This window comes from Leifsonia sp. NPDC102414 (assembly GCF_044765685.1).
In the GTDB taxonomy this organism is placed as follows: Bacteria; Actinomycetota; Actinomycetes; order Actinomycetales; family Microbacteriaceae; genus Leifsonia.
The window spans coordinates 94,650-108,754 of the sequence record NZ_JBIWKN010000004.1; the positions used below are offsets into that span (position 1 = coordinate 94,650).

Annotated in this window: 13 protein-coding genes; 5 read left to right on the forward strand and 8 right to left on the reverse strand. The window is 70.0% G+C overall.

The window, feature by feature from the left end:
- Positions 1-20 precede the first annotated feature (20 nt).
- Positions 21-923, reverse strand: coding sequence for a UbiA prenyltransferase family protein (locus ACIRCZ_RS15835; protein ID WP_402854708.1), 903 nt, complete (start codon positions 921-923; stop codon positions 21-23).
- A 281-nt stretch (positions 924-1,204) separates the two neighbouring features.
- Positions 1,205-2,296, reverse strand: a complete 1,092-nt coding sequence (locus tag ACIRCZ_RS15840) for a DUF5937 family protein (protein ID WP_402854709.1) — start codon at positions 2,294-2,296, stop codon at positions 1,205-1,207.
- A gap of 99 nt (positions 2,297-2,395) precedes the next feature.
- Between ACIRCZ_RS15840 and ACIRCZ_RS15845 the strand changes: the two genes are divergently transcribed.
- The gene (locus ACIRCZ_RS15845; RefSeq protein ID WP_402854711.1) at positions 2,396-2,617 is read left to right on the forward strand and encodes a hypothetical protein; all 222 of its coding nucleotides are present in this window, start codon (positions 2,396-2,398) and stop codon (positions 2,615-2,617) included.
- A gap of 13 nt (positions 2,618-2,630) precedes the next feature.
- Here ACIRCZ_RS15845 and ACIRCZ_RS15850 read toward each other — a convergent pair whose 3' ends face one another.
- Positions 2,631-5,006 carry an ATP-binding cassette domain-containing protein gene (locus ACIRCZ_RS15850; RefSeq protein ID WP_402854713.1) on the reverse strand — a complete coding sequence of 792 codons (2,376 nt, stop codon included), beginning with the start codon at positions 5,004-5,006 and terminating at the stop codon, positions 2,631-2,633.
- A 156-nt stretch (positions 5,007-5,162) separates the two neighbouring features.
- On the opposite strand from ACIRCZ_RS15850, the gene ACIRCZ_RS15855 reads away from it, so the two are divergent.
- From ACIRCZ_RS15855 to ACIRCZ_RS15870, 4 genes are all read left to right on the forward strand, one after another.
- The gene (locus ACIRCZ_RS15855; protein ID WP_402854715.1) at positions 5,163-6,746 is read left to right on the forward strand and encodes a phospholipase D-like domain-containing protein; all 1,584 of its coding nucleotides are present in this window, start codon (positions 5,163-5,165) and stop codon (positions 6,744-6,746) included.
- Positions 6,747-6,826: 80 nt separating this feature from the next.
- A complete protein-coding gene (locus ACIRCZ_RS15860; RefSeq protein WP_402854717.1) occupies positions 6,827-7,405 on the forward strand; it encodes an RNA polymerase sigma factor in 579 nt (192 codons plus the stop codon).
- Entirely contained in the window at positions 7,395-8,300 is a 906-nt protein-coding gene (locus ACIRCZ_RS15865) for a hypothetical protein (RefSeq protein ID WP_402854719.1), read from the forward strand. Before ACIRCZ_RS15860 ends, ACIRCZ_RS15865 begins: the two co-directional genes overlap by 11 nt.
- A 55-nt stretch (positions 8,301-8,355) precedes the next feature.
- Positions 8,356-8,478, forward strand: a complete 123-nt coding sequence (locus tag ACIRCZ_RS15870) for a hypothetical protein (protein ID WP_268765806.1) — start codon at positions 8,356-8,358, stop codon at positions 8,476-8,478.
- Between the two features lie 4 nt (positions 8,479-8,482).
- On the opposite strand, the gene ACIRCZ_RS15875 is transcribed toward ACIRCZ_RS15870, so the two are convergent.
- Genes ACIRCZ_RS15875 through ACIRCZ_RS15895 form a run of 5 tightly spaced genes read right to left on the reverse strand, consistent with a single transcriptional unit; the run spans position 8,483 to position 14,100 of the window.
- The gene (locus ACIRCZ_RS15875; protein WP_402854721.1) at positions 8,483-9,310 is read right to left on the reverse strand and encodes a DUF6807 family protein; all 828 of its coding nucleotides are present in this window, start codon (positions 9,308-9,310) and stop codon (positions 8,483-8,485) included.
- On the reverse strand, positions 9,301-10,554 hold the full coding sequence (locus tag ACIRCZ_RS15880; RefSeq protein ID WP_402854723.1) for a Gfo/Idh/MocA family protein: 1,254 nt from the start codon (positions 10,552-10,554) through the stop codon (positions 9,301-9,303). The genes ACIRCZ_RS15875 and ACIRCZ_RS15880 overlap by 10 nt, the downstream gene beginning before the upstream one ends.
- Positions 10,551-12,236 (reverse strand): hypothetical protein, encoded by a 1,686-nt coding sequence (locus ACIRCZ_RS15885; protein WP_402854725.1) that lies wholly within the window; start codon positions 12,234-12,236, stop codon positions 10,551-10,553. The genes ACIRCZ_RS15880 and ACIRCZ_RS15885 overlap by 4 nt, the downstream gene beginning before the upstream one ends.
- Positions 12,236-13,159 (reverse strand): carbohydrate ABC transporter permease, encoded by a 924-nt coding sequence (locus ACIRCZ_RS15890; RefSeq protein WP_402854727.1) that lies wholly within the window; start codon positions 13,157-13,159, stop codon positions 12,236-12,238. Before ACIRCZ_RS15890 ends, ACIRCZ_RS15885 begins: the two co-directional genes overlap by 1 nt.
- Positions 13,156-14,100: a carbohydrate ABC transporter permease gene (locus ACIRCZ_RS15895; protein ID WP_055894577.1), complete on the reverse strand. Its 945-nt coding sequence runs from the start codon at positions 14,098-14,100 to the stop codon at positions 13,156-13,158. The genes ACIRCZ_RS15890 and ACIRCZ_RS15895 overlap by 4 nt, the downstream gene beginning before the upstream one ends.
- Between the last annotated feature and the right edge of the window lie 5 nt (positions 14,101-14,105).

Genomic DNA, 14,105 nt, shown 5'->3' on the forward strand with positions numbered 1-14,105 from the left:
CTATCACGGGGTCGTCTCGTTCACGGGGTGGCCGCGAACCCGATGGCGAGCAGGTTGACCGTGTACTGGGACACCATGAACGCCCGGTACGGTCGTCGTCTGGAGCGCCTGTCCGTGCCCGTTCGCCTGAGCGAGAGGGCGCAGACGACGACGGCGCACGGGCCGAGGGCGACGAGCGAGAGCAGCGCGGGATACAGGACGGCAGCGAGGACGGCCGCAACGCCGATCGTCGCCGAGCCCACTGCGACGACGCGTCGCGCAGAGCGATCCCCGATGACGATCGGCAGGGTGCGTCGTCCGGCGATCCTGTCCCCGACGGCGTCGCCGAAGTCTTTCGCGTGCCCGACCACGGCGATCCAGAGCGCCATGACGATGGCGAACACCGGCACGGCGGGCGCGATCGTCCCGTGGAACGCCTCCGCCCCTGCCAGGTAGGTGAGCAGACCGCCCGCCGCGGCGACGGTGAGGGCGGGCACAGCCCATCGTTTCGCCGCGTGCGCACCGAGCGAGTACGCGAATCCGAGCGACAGCATCATCACCACGAGCAGCACGAAGACCACGCTGATGCGAACGGCGATGCTGACGGACGCAGCGGTGAGCACCACGCACCACGACACCGCGGCGTGCTCGGTCAGCACTCCGGAGGCGAGCGGACGGTGCGACCCGTTCGCCCGGTCTCCCGCGATGTCGCTGATGCCGTTCACCAGGTACACGGCCCACACGGCCAGGAACCAGGATGTGGCCCCTGCGATCGCTTTGACGACGGCGATCTCTCCGCTGAACGCGAGCATTCCGCCCACCAGAAACCGCAGGTTGAAGACCCAGAGCACGACGGGCCGTGCTTCGGTGTACGACCACCGGAGGGTACGCAGAAAGCCAAGAGGCCCGCCCGGCGATGCGCGAGCCCCGAGAGTTCGGGTCACTCGCTCATCATGCGTAGCCTCGCGTCCGAAGCACGATGCCCAGGACTACGACCAAAGTCACATCTTTTGCCGCCAACGGGGCCAGAGATGCGACCAAAGTGCCATATCCGCCGAAGAAGGGGGCTCCTACGGTCTAAGGGAGTGACTTATTCGGCTTCGTCACTCAGGCACCGATGGCGTACGTCTCGGGTGGCGCACGCGCGTCGCGCCTTATGGGGGGAGCGGTCAGACACTGGGTGAATACACCCGGTGTCTGACCGGGGGCGCACCGGCCGAATCGGTCACCGCAGCAGTGCGTCGATCATGTCCCTGCCGAGCCGTGCGGCCGTGACGATGTCGAACGCGTAGACGACGTATCGACCGTTTCTCGTCGTCGTCAGGAAGCCGGCGTCTTTCAGGATCGCGAGGTGGCGAGACACCTCCGGGGCGCTGAGGCCCCACGCCTCTGCCAGGTCGGCCGTCGTATGCGGCCCGCGGATCAGGCTGCGCGCGAGCCGGAGCCTGACCGGGTTGTCGAGCGCGCGCAGCCGCTGCGCGATGGCGTCGACCGTGGCAGCCGCCCCCGGCGTCTGGCCGGCGGCGAACGGGTACTGGATCACCGGCTTCCAGCCGGGGGCGTGCACCACGAGCAGGTGCGGGTGTCCGAGCGCGCTGGGCAAGAAGGTGATGCCGCGCTCGTCCGCCGTCGTCGCATTGTCCTGCAGCTTGTCGACCACGATGTGCGTCTCGTCGTCGTCGACCGACACCGCAGGCGACACGGAGCCGAGCATCCGTCGCAGTCCGGAGGTGGCGAGCACGTCCTTCTTGAGGCGTGCGTCTGAGGCGAGCCGGGGGAGGAGCTGAGTCCAGGCCTCCGCGAAGAAGGCGGCGTCGCAGTCCTCGAGCAGGCGGCGCACGCGGGCGCGTGCAAAGGGCGGATCGTCGAGCACGACATCGACGAAGCCGATCTGCCGCTGGCCGCGCGCGATGGCGCGCTCCCTGGCGAGGTCTCGCGCTGCCGGGTCCACCAGCGGCGATCCGAGCTCGCGGAACAGGGGCACCGTGCCGCAGCTGCTGGTGAGGAGGGCTGCGGACACCCAGGTCTCGTCGTCGAGCGCGTCGACCGCGTCCAGTTCCTCGGCCAGCGTCGCGCCCGGCTCCGACGGCAGGAGCATGTCAGCGCGGGATGTCCGCCACAGGTAGTCGGCGTCGATGAGTCTGTCTAGGAGGTCCGGTTCGATCGCCCCGGTCACCGAAGCGACCCATCCACTGTGGGCAGGGTGGTGCGTCGGCTCGACGAGCAGGTGGATGGCGGACCCCAGTTCGGCGAGCGGCGACGGCGCGATCCGGAACTGCTCGGTCTGCACTCTGCTCACATCGATGGACACGCTCATGGCATCATCCTTGCGCGGCAGGGCGGGCGGCGCACTGTCGATTGACGATTTCCGTCAATCGGCGCGCAGGCGCAGAGGGACCTGCGCCATCGTGGCGGCATGACGATCAGACCAGCCGGATTCCCCGCTCGCACCCCGACCGCGCTTCCTGCCTGGTGCACTGCGATCCTGCACCGGATGCGGCACCGCGGCAGCAGCGGACGTCGTGGCGCCGGACATGACGGCGCCGGACGTTCCGGGCGAGCCGCCAGGCTGGCGGAGCGCCTGGACCGCGCAGAGGCCGTCCGCGCCGAGGCAGAGCGGCGCAGGATGTGGCTCTGACCTCGCTGGGCGCTCAGGCCCCCACGTACGCCGCCAGATGCTCGCCCGTCAGCGTCGACCGCGCAGCCACCAGCTCCGCAGGCGTCCCCTCGAACACCACGCGCCCGCCGTCGTGCCCCGCGCCGGGGCCGAGGTCGATGATCCAGTCAGCGTGGGCCATCACGGCCTGGTGGTGCTCGACCACGATCACCGACTTGCCGGCGTCGACCAGCCGGTCGAGCAGGCCGAGGAGCTGCTCGACATCGGCCAGGTGCAGGCCGGTGGTCGGCTCGTCGAGCACATAGACGCCACCCTGCTCGGAGAGGTGGGTCGCCAGCTTCAGGCGCTGCCGCTCCCCGCCGGAGAGGGTGGTGAGCGGCTGACCGAGGCTCAGGTAGCCGAGTCCCACATCCGCGAGCCTGCTCAGGATGCTGTGGGCGGCCGGCGTCTTGGCGTCGCCGCTGCCGAAGAACTCCTCCGCCTCGATTACCGACATGGCCAGCACTTCGCTGATGTCGCGGCCGCCCAGGTGGTAGTCGAGCACGGACGCCTGGAACCGCTTGCCCTCGCACACCTCGCAGACGGTGGAGACGCCCGCCATGATGCCGAGGTCGGTGTAGATGACGCCTGCGCCGTTGCAGTTCGGGCACGCGCCCTCGGAGTTCGAGCTGAACAGGGCGGGCTTGACCCCGTTGGCCTTGGCGAACGCCTTGCGGATCGGGTCGAGCAGGCCGGTGTACGTGGCGGGGTTGCTGCGGCGGGAGCCCCGGATGGCCGCCTGGTCGATGGACACGACGCCCTCACTGGCCGGGATCGAGCCGTGCACCAGCGAGCTCTTGCCGGAGCCTGCGACCCCGGTGACGACCACGAGCATCCCCAGGGGGATGTCGACGTCCACGTCGCGCAGGTTGTGCGCGTTCGCTCCGCGGATCGAGAGCATGCCCGTCGAACTGCGCACCGTCTCCTTGAGGGTGGCGCGGTCGTCCAGGTGGTGCCCGGTGAGCGTGTCGCTCGCGCGCAGCCCGTCGAGGGTGCCCTCGAAGGTGATGGCGCCGCCGTCCGTTCCCGCCCGCGGCCCGAGGTCGACCACGTGGTCGGCGATGGCGATCATCTCCGGCTTGTGCTCGACCACCAGCACCGTATTGCCCTTGTCGCGCAGGCGCAGCAGCAGCTCGTTCATCCGCTGGATGTCGTGCGGGTGCAGCCCGATGGTCGGCTCGTCGAACACGTATGTCACGTCGGTGAGCGACGAGCCGAGGTGGCGGATGATCTTGGTGCGCTGCGCCTCGCCGCCGGACAGCGTACCGGCGGGGCGGTCGAGCGACAGGTAGCCGAGGCCGATCTCCACGAACGACTGGAGCGTCTCGCGCAGCGCGGCCAGCAGGGGAGCCACCGACGGCTCGTCGAGCCCGTTCACCCAGTCGGCGAGGTCGCTGATCTGCATCGCGCACGCGTCCGCGATGCTGACCCCGCCGATCGTCGACGACCTGGCGGCCTCGCTGAGCCGGGTCCCTCCGCAGTCCGGGCAGGTGGTGAAGGTGACGGCGCGATCCACGAACGCGCGGATGTGCGGCTGCATCGCCTCCCTGTCCTTCGACAGCATCGACTTCTGCACCCGGGGCACGAGCCCTTCGTATGTGAGGTTCATGTCGCCGATCTTGACCTTGGTCGGCTCGTGGTAGAGGAAGTCCTGCAGTTCCTTCTTCGTGTATTCGCGGATGGGCTTGTCAGCGTCGAGAAAACCGGAGCTGGCGTAGATCCGCACGTTCCAGCCGTCCGCCGTGTATCCGGGGATGGTCAGGGCGCCGTCCGCGAGCGACTTGGAGTCGTCGTAGAGCTGGCTGAGGTCGATGTCGTTGACGCTCCCCATCCCCTCGCAGCGCGGGCACATCCCGCCGGTGATGGAGAAGCTCCTGCGCTCCTTGGTCGTGTTCCCTCCGCGCTCGAGCGTGATGGCTCCCGCGCCGGACACGGACGCGACATTGAACGAGAATGCCTGCGGCGACCCGACGTACGGCTGCCCCAGCCTGCTGAACAGGATGCGCAGCATCGCGTTGACGTCGGTCGCCGTCCCGACCGTCGACCTGGCATTGGCTCCCATCCGCTCCTGGTCGACGATGATCGCCGTGGTCAGGCCGTCCAGCACATCCACATCCGGCCGGGCGAGCGTCGGCATGAAGCCCTGCACGAACGCGCTGTACGTCTCGTTGATCATCCGCTGCGACTCGGCCGCGATGGTCCCGAACACGAGCGAGCTCTTGCCGGAGCCAGAGACACCGGTGAACACCGTCAGCCGCCGCTTCGGGATCTCGACGCTGACGTCTTTGAGGTTGTTCACGCGTGCGCCCTGCACGCGGATCACGTCATGGCTGTCCGCCTGGTGGGTGGTGGTCGGCGCGTCGGTGCTCATGGTGCGATCTCCATCTTTCTGGCTGTGCGCATCATCCTAGGGGCCGCAGGAATACAGGCATTCATCGGTTCGACGAGATACCAGTACCGGTCGCGATTCGCCCGGGATGCGCGGCAGTTACTGGTATCTCGCCGCGCGGCGGAGTAAGCCGGGGGTATGCGTAAGGTTCCCGCCGACAGGATCGCATCCGTCATCCGCAGTCACCTGGACGCGTTCCGGGTTCCTGGTGCGCTCAGCGTGCGGCCGGGGTATCTGCTGACGGACGGGTGGATCACCGATCAGCCTGCCATCGTGGTGACGGCGGCGCGGGGTGCGCAGCTCGCCGGCCTGCGGGCGGCGCTGCCCGGGGACGTCGACGGGTTCCCCGTCGACGTGCGGGTCGCCTCCGCTGCCAAGCAGCAGTCGCTGAGCGAGCCGGCCGCGTACGCGCGCACGGCCGGTCCGGCGCCCGACCGCGGCGCCGTGCCGGAGTTCGCCGACGAACTCGACCTGACCGGCGCATCCGGCGGGGTCGGCGCGGTCGTACCTCACGTCGCGTTCGCTGCCGCCGCGAAACCTCAGCTCGCGTACACGCCCCCGGCGGGCGCCACGCTCTCCCCGGTCTCCGGCACCATGACCGTGACCCTGAGCGCGAGCCCGGACTCCGGCTGGCCGACCCTCGGCGCGTTCCTGTCCGGCGTGCGCGAGACCCTCACGGTCGGCCTCTACGACTTCACCTCGCGGCACGTCCTGCAGACCGTCGAGACGGAGCTCGCCGGTAAGACCGTGCGCCTCGTCCTCGACCACCCAGCCAAGAATCCGACGGCCGACCAGACCGACGAGCAGACCGTCGCCGCCCTCACGGCCGCCTTCGGCGAACACCTCGCCAACGCCTGGGCGCTGGACAGGATGGACCCGCTCGCCGCCGCCTGGATCTTCCCGTCCGCCTACCACATCAAGGTCGCCGTGCGGGATTCGTCGGCCGTCTGGCTGTCCAGCGGCAACTGGAACAACTCGAACCAGCCGGACATCGACCCTGTGAATACGCCGGGCGACGCGGACGCGGCGCGCGACGGCGACCGCGACTGGCACGTCGTCATCGAGAACGAGCACCTCGCGAACACCTTCGAGGCGTTCCTGCTCAACGACCTCGCCGTCGCAGCGGCGCACCAGGCCGCCGCACCGGCTCCGGTTCCGGCGCCCGCTCTGCTCGCGCCCCTCGCGACCACCCCGCCGTACCAGCGGTTCTTCGCCGCAGACACCCACCGCCGTCGGCTCACGGTGACCCCGCTGCTCACCCCGGACGCCGGCAGCTATGCCCCGCACATCCTGGACCTCATCCGGAGCGCCACGACGTCGCTGCTGATGCAGTTCCAGTACATCGAACTGCCGAAGACGGTCACAGCGGCCGCCGCCGATTTCGTCGCGCTCGTCCGCGCGGTGGTGGAGCGGCAGGATGCGGGGGTCGACGTGCGCATCATCATGAGCCAGTTCGAGACGGCCGGGTACCTGGAGAAGCTGCAGGCGGAGGGCCTCGACGTCGTGAACAGGGTGAAGCTGCAGAACAACGTGCACAACAAGGGGATCGTGGTGGACGGAAGGGCGGCGCTCGTCAGCAGTCAGAACTGGTCGCCTGCCGGCACGCTGACCAACCGGGATGCCGGCGTCATCCTGGAGAACGCCGAGATCGCCGCATACTTCACCGGCCTCTTCGAGCACGACTGGTCGGTGCTCGCCTCGCGCACCGTCGCGCCCGACTGACGGCGGCGAGGAAAAGCGAGGAAAAGCGAGGAAAAGGGAAGAAGGGGGAACCGATCGCGCCGTCGCGGACATTCCACAGTGTGAGCGAACTCTCCGACGACGAGGCCGATTGGGCTCTGGCCGTGCACGGCGACGGCGAAGCGTTCGGTCGCGTCTTCGACCGTCATCGCGACCGCGTGCGCCGGCACAGCCTGCGCCTCGTCCCCGACGTCGGCGACGCGGAGGATGTCGTCGCCGTCACCTTCCTCGAAGCCTGGCGCAAGCGGGACGCCGTCCGCTTCGTCAACGGGTCGATGCTGCCGTGGCTGCTGGTGACGGCGACCAACGCAGCTCGCAACCTGTCGCGCGCGCACCGCAGGCACCGCATCCTCCTCGACCGGCTCCCCGCGCCCGTCCCTCACCCCGACCACGCCGAAGCCTTCGACGACGGCCCGGCCACCGCAGCGCTGCTCCGGTTGCCGGCTGCCGATCAGCAGGTGATCGCGCTCTGCGTGCTGCACGGGTACTCGGAGGCGGACGCGGCAGCAGCGCTCGGTGTCGCCCCTGGAACCGTGAAATCGCGTCTGTCGCGAGCGAAGTCCCGCTTGGCCCGTCGTCTCGGCGAGAACGACGGCGCCTCCACACGCACCATCAGAGGGGAGACCTCCCATGAGTACTGAGCTGGCCGCCGACCGGGACACCGCACTGCGGGCCGTCCTGGTCGAGACGTCCGCGGAGGAGGGGCGCCGAGCACCTCGTCGCCGTCGTCGATGGATGTTCGGCGTGGGCGCGTTCGCGCTCGCCGGGGCGTTGACCGGCGCCGCCATCACGACCACGGCCATCGCGAGCGCAGACCAGGCGAACAGGGTCTTCCGGCTCGGGGCCGCCGCCGAGCAGCAGGTGAAGACCCACGGCGTCCTGCTCGGCGCTCCTGTCGTCGCGGACGCCTCCGGCACGGCTCGCCTGGCGCTCCGCAGCGCGCCGCCGGGGGCGACAAGGCTGGCGGTCTCGCTCGAGTGCTTCGACGACGGCCAGGTGGTGGCCTCCGTCGCCGGTGTCTCCGAGACGGTCGACTGCTCCGTCGATACGCCGGCCGTGACCGAGCTGTCCGCCCCTGTCGGGCCGCAGCAGACCGTGACCGTCGCGGCGGCTGCGGGCGGCCGCATCCTGGCGTGGGCGTCGTGGATACGCGACCGGCCGCTGCCCGCGGCGTCTGCGCAGCAGAACGCCGACCTTTCCGACGGCCGCGTCACCCATGCGGAGTATCTGGCCGCGTACAGCCGCTACGCCGGATGCATGGCGGAGGCCGGCTACCCGATGGCTCCCGTCACCGGGGCGCCTCCGTTCGTCTTCTACGCCGTCCCCGACGCCGCGGTCGACGCTGGGGCGGATGGCACCTGTTACGCCCGGGAGTTCGCTCAGGTCGACAGGGCGTGGCAGTCCACGCTCTCCGACCTCGACGTCACCTGCCTGGCCGAGCACGGCGTGGACGGCGCGCGGCTGAGCATCGAGCAGCAGCTCGCCGAGCTTCGGCGCCTGGGGCTGCTGCAGGCGTGCCTCCCGAGCCAGGAATGAACGACGCCCAGGAATGAACGACGCCCCGTAACGAACGACCACCGAGAGGAACATCATGAACACATCGCGTGAGCACGGCCGCAGCACCCCGATCGACCCCGGGGCGCCTGACCTTCCGCCGACCCAGCCCATCGACATGACCTGGCTGCTCGCCGACGCGCTGCGCGGCTCCGACTGACCGTTCAGCCGGAGCGGCGGGTGTCGTCTCCGTCGAGCACCACGAGCCGCGCGCGGAGGCACCAGCCATCGCCCGGCTTCACCTGCACCTCGATCGTGTCGAACGGCGCAGGCCCGAACCCCGGGTACTCCATCGAGCGCACGAACCAGGAGGAGGTGTCGGCGGTCGCCAGGCGCACGGTCGCCGCCCCGTCCGGCCTGGTCAGTGCGAGCGACCTCGCGCGCTCGCCGAGGAAGTCGTCGGCCGGTCCCGACCTCCCGTCGTCCGCCGTGGCCGTCGCGCCGCGGAACTCCGGCGCCGCCCGGAAGAACAGACCGCCGTATCCCGCGCCGGCGCGTCCGTTGGTGGCAGGGCTTCCCAGCGTCAGCGGCGATGGCACGTGGATGCGCGACTCCCAGTCCAGCGTCCAGCCCCGCTCCTCCTCCGCGAACGTGAGCGCGCGGTCCTCGGTCGCGAGCCGTTCTCCGTCGGCGTCGAGCCACGCGACGGTCGAGACGATGGCCCCAGCCGCATCCACCTGGATGCTCTCGGTGCGCATCGAGCCGTTGTCGCCCCTGTCGAGGTATGCGCCGGTCGCGCGGTCCCAGCTGCGCCCTCCCCACAGGTTCGCCCGTCCGGCGTTCGGCAGCGCCAGCGAGAACCCGTGGTGCCAGGAGTGATCGCTCGGGCGGAAGTCGGCCACCGGCATGCCCGCCGCCGTCGTGATCGGGTACAGGTACGGTCGCGGCGACTCGGACACCGGCGTGTCCGGCGCGAACACGTAGCGGGCGACGCGCTGCGCCCCCAGCGCGATGTCGACACCGGACGCGTCGCGGGTGGCCCTCAGCGCCACGGCAGCCCGTCCAGTTCTCCGAAGAGGCGTTGTGTCTCGACAGCGCGGCGCACCGCGGCCTCCGCGTCGGCGAGCACCGGGCGCCTCGACGGTCCGAGCCCGTCCCAGGTGACATGACCGGCATCGATCGGCGCGACGGGGGCATCTCCGACCGCCTCGATGACGCGCACGAAACCGCCTGTCGCGGACAGCGGCGAGAGCAGGGCGGCGCCGTCGCGCCTGGCATCGATCAGGTTCTCCAGCAGGTCACGGCGGCCGTACTGCCGTTCCTCGGTGCGGCCGTCGCTCGTCGCCACTGTCAGGCGGTCGGTCGTGTACGACAGGGTCGCCTCGCCGGCTGTGCCTCGCACCAGGATGGTCGGCTCGGCCTCGACGGGGCCGGCGAGCGTGAACGCGCAGGTGATGGCGCCACCGAACGACGTCGCCCCGTGCGCTGAGGGCCGCACCCGGATGGTGGAGGTGTCGTCGACCTCGATCGGGTTCACCCTGCGCAGGTCGGTCTCGATGGTGCCGATGGCCTCCGGCGAGTCCCAGCCGGCGATGCGCAGGGAGGTCATCACTGCGTGGGCGAACGGGTTGGCCACCGCGCCGTCAGCCACCCTGGCACCGTCCAGGATCCGGCGGCCCGCCCAGCGGGCCCGCGTCCAGTACCCGCGGGGCCGCGTCCACGACCCCGCAGCGCCGATCGAGCGGATGTCGCCGAGCGCACCGGCGTCGATCAGCCGGAGCAGCTCCGCGAGCGCGCCGGACCCGAGACTCTGGAAGCCGACCTGCACCAGGCCGCCGGTCTCCCCGGTCACCGCCTCCAGCCGTGCGAAGGTGGCGAGCTCCGTGACGGGAGGCTTCTCCAGCAGCACGTCCGCGCCCGCGCGCAGCGCGGCGGCGGCGAGCGTGGCGTGCGTGTGCAGCGGGGTCGCCACGATGACGATGTCCACCGGGATGCTCCCGAGCAGCTCGTCGATGTGGTCCAGCCGCACGGGCAGCCTGTCCTCCGGCACCCGCACGCCGTCGCGCACGAGCGGTCCGCGCGCCGGGTCGACCAGGGCGACGAGCTCGACCAGGCCGCGGTCCTCGAGCGCCAGCGCGTTCAGGATGTGCGCGGTGCCGTAGCCCTGCACGCCCACCACGGCGACGCGGGCGGGAGGGGCGGCTGCGGTTGCCCCGGTTGCTGTGCGTGCCGCGGGTGCAGCGCGTGCTCCAGCGCGGGATGCGTTCGCCCCGTCTCGCGAGTCCGTCGCGCTCACGCGTCCGCCGCCCCGGCGCGCAGCCGCACCACGAACCGCGCCGGCGTCGCGCCGCCGACGAGCAGGCGCACACCGCCGACCGCGTCCGTTCCGGAGAGGAACGCGTAGTCCTCGCCCGGCCAGTACGGCGCTGGATCGGCAGCGGGGTCGATGCCGTCGAGCTCGACGCTGATCGCATCGCCGCCGCGGGTGTAGCTCGCGCGGTGGCCGGCGAGGACGTGGGCTCCGTCGCGGTCGCGCCGGGGCGCATCCACAGCGCCACCGTCGCGGAACGCCAGTTCCAGCGTCCACGGGCTCGGCGGCCCGTCGATGGTCACCTCGAGGTCGGCTCCGTCGTCGTGCAGTGCCACCAGGATCGTCGTCTCCAGCGCGACATCGTCTGCCGTGCGCTCCGGGAACGACATCGCGGCGGAGAACCGGCCGTCGTCGGTCACGGCGTAGTCGCCGCCCGCGCGGCGGGCGTCGGGCGCGAGCGGCTGGTAGTACCCGGCCGACACGCGCTCGCGCAGCTCGATGCGTCCGTCGGGGAGCGTGCGGAACGCGTCTGCCCGGAACGGACCGAGGCCGAAGAAGGTGCGCGACAGGCGCACGGAGTCGAGCACCGCGCCGCCCGCGAACAGCCGCAGGATGGTCGGATCGTTGGCGAGGCCCGAGCGGATTCGACCGTGCCGGGCGTAGTCCGAGCCGCCGTACGCCACCGTATCGGCGGCGGCGCCCCGATGAACCGCCAGTGCGACACCGGGATGCACCGTCGTCCCCTCTCGCCGAGGGGCCTGCACGCCAGGAAGCGCTTCGTTCAGCGCGGGATGCAGCAGCAGCTCGGTCAGCACGCCGGGGTCGTCGATCCCATCCGCCACGGCCAGCTCTGCCGCCCACGCGAAGTCGCCGCGGCCCGTCGAGAGCGCCAGCGAGCGGAACGGCACGGCGTACGGCGCGAGCGGGAACCTGGTCCCCTGGTCCTGCCGCCGCGACGGAAGGGTCTCGACCGTGCGGTCGGGATGGATGAGTGCGAGCGTCAGCTCCAGGTTGCGCTCGACCACGCGCCGCAGCTCTGGTCGGTCCAGGATCTCGGCGATCGCCAGCAGCGACGGGTTGCTCACCGCTGAGGCATAGTTCGGGCTCCGCTCGGAGTAGTAGCCGTCCGCGTCGATGTCGACGCCCTCCGCCAGCCATTCGTCCACTCTGGCGACCAGGCGCGCGTCGGGGAACGACCGGTGGATGCGCGCGAGGGCCGCGCTGATCTCCCACCGGTGGTTCGGCGTGTGCACCCCGCCGGCGAGCAGCGGAGGCGTGGCGTTCCGGATGAGCGCGGCGAGCGCGTCCCGCACGTCCACGAGGGACGGGTCGACCGCATCCCGCAGCAGGTGGTGCACGTCGCAGGCGTCGTTGATGGTGAACGCGCTGTCCGGAGGCGACTGCACGTTGTCGCCGCCCTCGAACAGGCCGGTCGGCGTCTGCAGGCGGCGGAGTTCGCCGAGCAGCGCGCGGAGGGTGACGACGGTGCCGGGCGGGGCGGTCTCCGAAGAAGAGGAGACAGCGACCGAGACCAGCGTCTTCACCCGTCGCATCAGCTCGCGGTGCGCGAGCTCGGCGACCGGCGAGGACGCCGCATCCCCGGCTGCCAGAAGCGCTGCCTCCCGTGCCGCGGCCAGCAGCGAGGAGGCGGGAACGGAGTCGCGCATCAGTCCTTCAATCCGGCGTTGATGTTGGCGTTCATCACGTACTTCTGGAACACCAGGTAGAGCAGCACGAGCGGCACGATCGAGATCACGGACGCGCCGAGCAGCACCGACCAGTTGATGTTCTGCGCGCCGACGATGCTCTGGATGCCGATCTGCAGGGTGAACTTGCTCGGGTCGTTGAGCACCAGCAGCGGCCAGATGTAGTCGTTCCAGCGCCACTGGAAGGAGAAGATCGCGAGCGTCAGCATGATCGGACGAGAGATCGGGACCATGATGCGGAAGAAGATCGAAAGCTCCCTCGCGCCGTCGATGCGGGCGGCCTCGACCAGCTCGTCCGGCACCGTGAGGAAGAACGCCCGGAACATGAGCACGCCTGTCGCGGTGAGGATCGACGGGACGATGATGCCCGCAAGCGAGTTGTACATCCCGAGGTCGCGGACCACCAGGAATGTGGGGGCGAGCATGACCTCGGTGGGGAGCATCGTCGTCGCCAGGATGCAGACGAAGAAGATCTTGAGCCAGAGGTTGTCGTACTTGGCGAGGGCGTACCCGGTGCAACAGCTCGCCACCACGGTCAGGATCGTGGTCACGATGGCGACCAGGAACGTGTTGCCGAAGAACTCGTAGAAGTTGAAGCTGTTCCACGCGTCGATGTAGCCCTGGACGGTCCACGACTTCGGCAGCAGCGAGAGCGGGAACGAGAACAGGTCGCCGGCCGGCTTGAACGAGCTGAGGACGAACCACAGCAGCGGGAAGCCGTATGCGAAGGCGAGCACCCAGAGCAGGGTGGTCGGGGCGATGGCGCGGCCGAGCTGCCTGGCGCCGTTCTTTCCGCCGCGACGACGCGAACGGTCGGCGCGCGGCTGCGTGGGTCGCGCATCCGCCGCCCTGTCGATGCGGGGGTCTGCAACGCTGGCGGTCATCGGCGGCGCTCCGTTCTGCGGTTGACAGTCAATTGGATGATCGCGATGGCCATCAGGATGATCATCAGCACGAAGCTGGCCGCGCTGGCGTAGCCGATCTGACCCTGCTGGAAACCGGTCTGGTAGATGTACTGCACAAGCAGGTTGTTCGAAGTGCCAGGGCCGCCGTTGTTGAGCGACTGGAACAGCGCGTACTCCTTCATCGCGTTCAGCGTGGTCAGCAGGATCACGATGAACGACGTCGGCGCGATGCTCGGCAGCGTGATGTTGCGGAACAGCTGCCACGGGCCTGCGCCGTCGAGTGCGGCGGCCTCGTAGTAGGAGACCGGCACGTTCTTGATCGCCGCGATGAAGAGCAGCATCGAGAACGCCGTGCCTCCCCAGGTCGCGGCGATCACCACGACCATCAGGGACAGATCCGCGTTGGACTGCCACGGAACGGCCGAGCCGCCGAGGGACTCGATCACGAAGTTGACGAGGCCGAAGTTCTCGCCGAACAGCCAGCGCCAGATCACGCCGGAGACGATCGGCGAGATCAGCCACGGCACGAAGAAGATGATGCGCGCCACGAGCTTGCCCTTGGCGTACTGGCTCACCATCAGGTTCGCCACCAGCAGCGAGAAGACGAAGCTGGTCGGCACGACGATGAGGGTGAACAGCACGGTCCTGCCGAGGGCGGCGTAGAACGCCGAGTCCCCGAACAGCTGCTGGTAGTTGGACAGCCCGATGAAGTGGAAGGAACCCACGCCGGTGTAGTCGGTGAACGAGTACACCAGGCCGATGATGGCCGGCCAGGCGAAGAAGGCCGCGAAGAGCACGACGTTCACCAGGATGAGCACGAGCGGCGCGAAACGGTAGTGGTTCAGCCGCTTGTGGGTGCGCTGGGCTCCGGATGCGCGTGTCCCGACCACCCGCGGGGTGGCTGTGCCTGTAGCCGACATGGGTT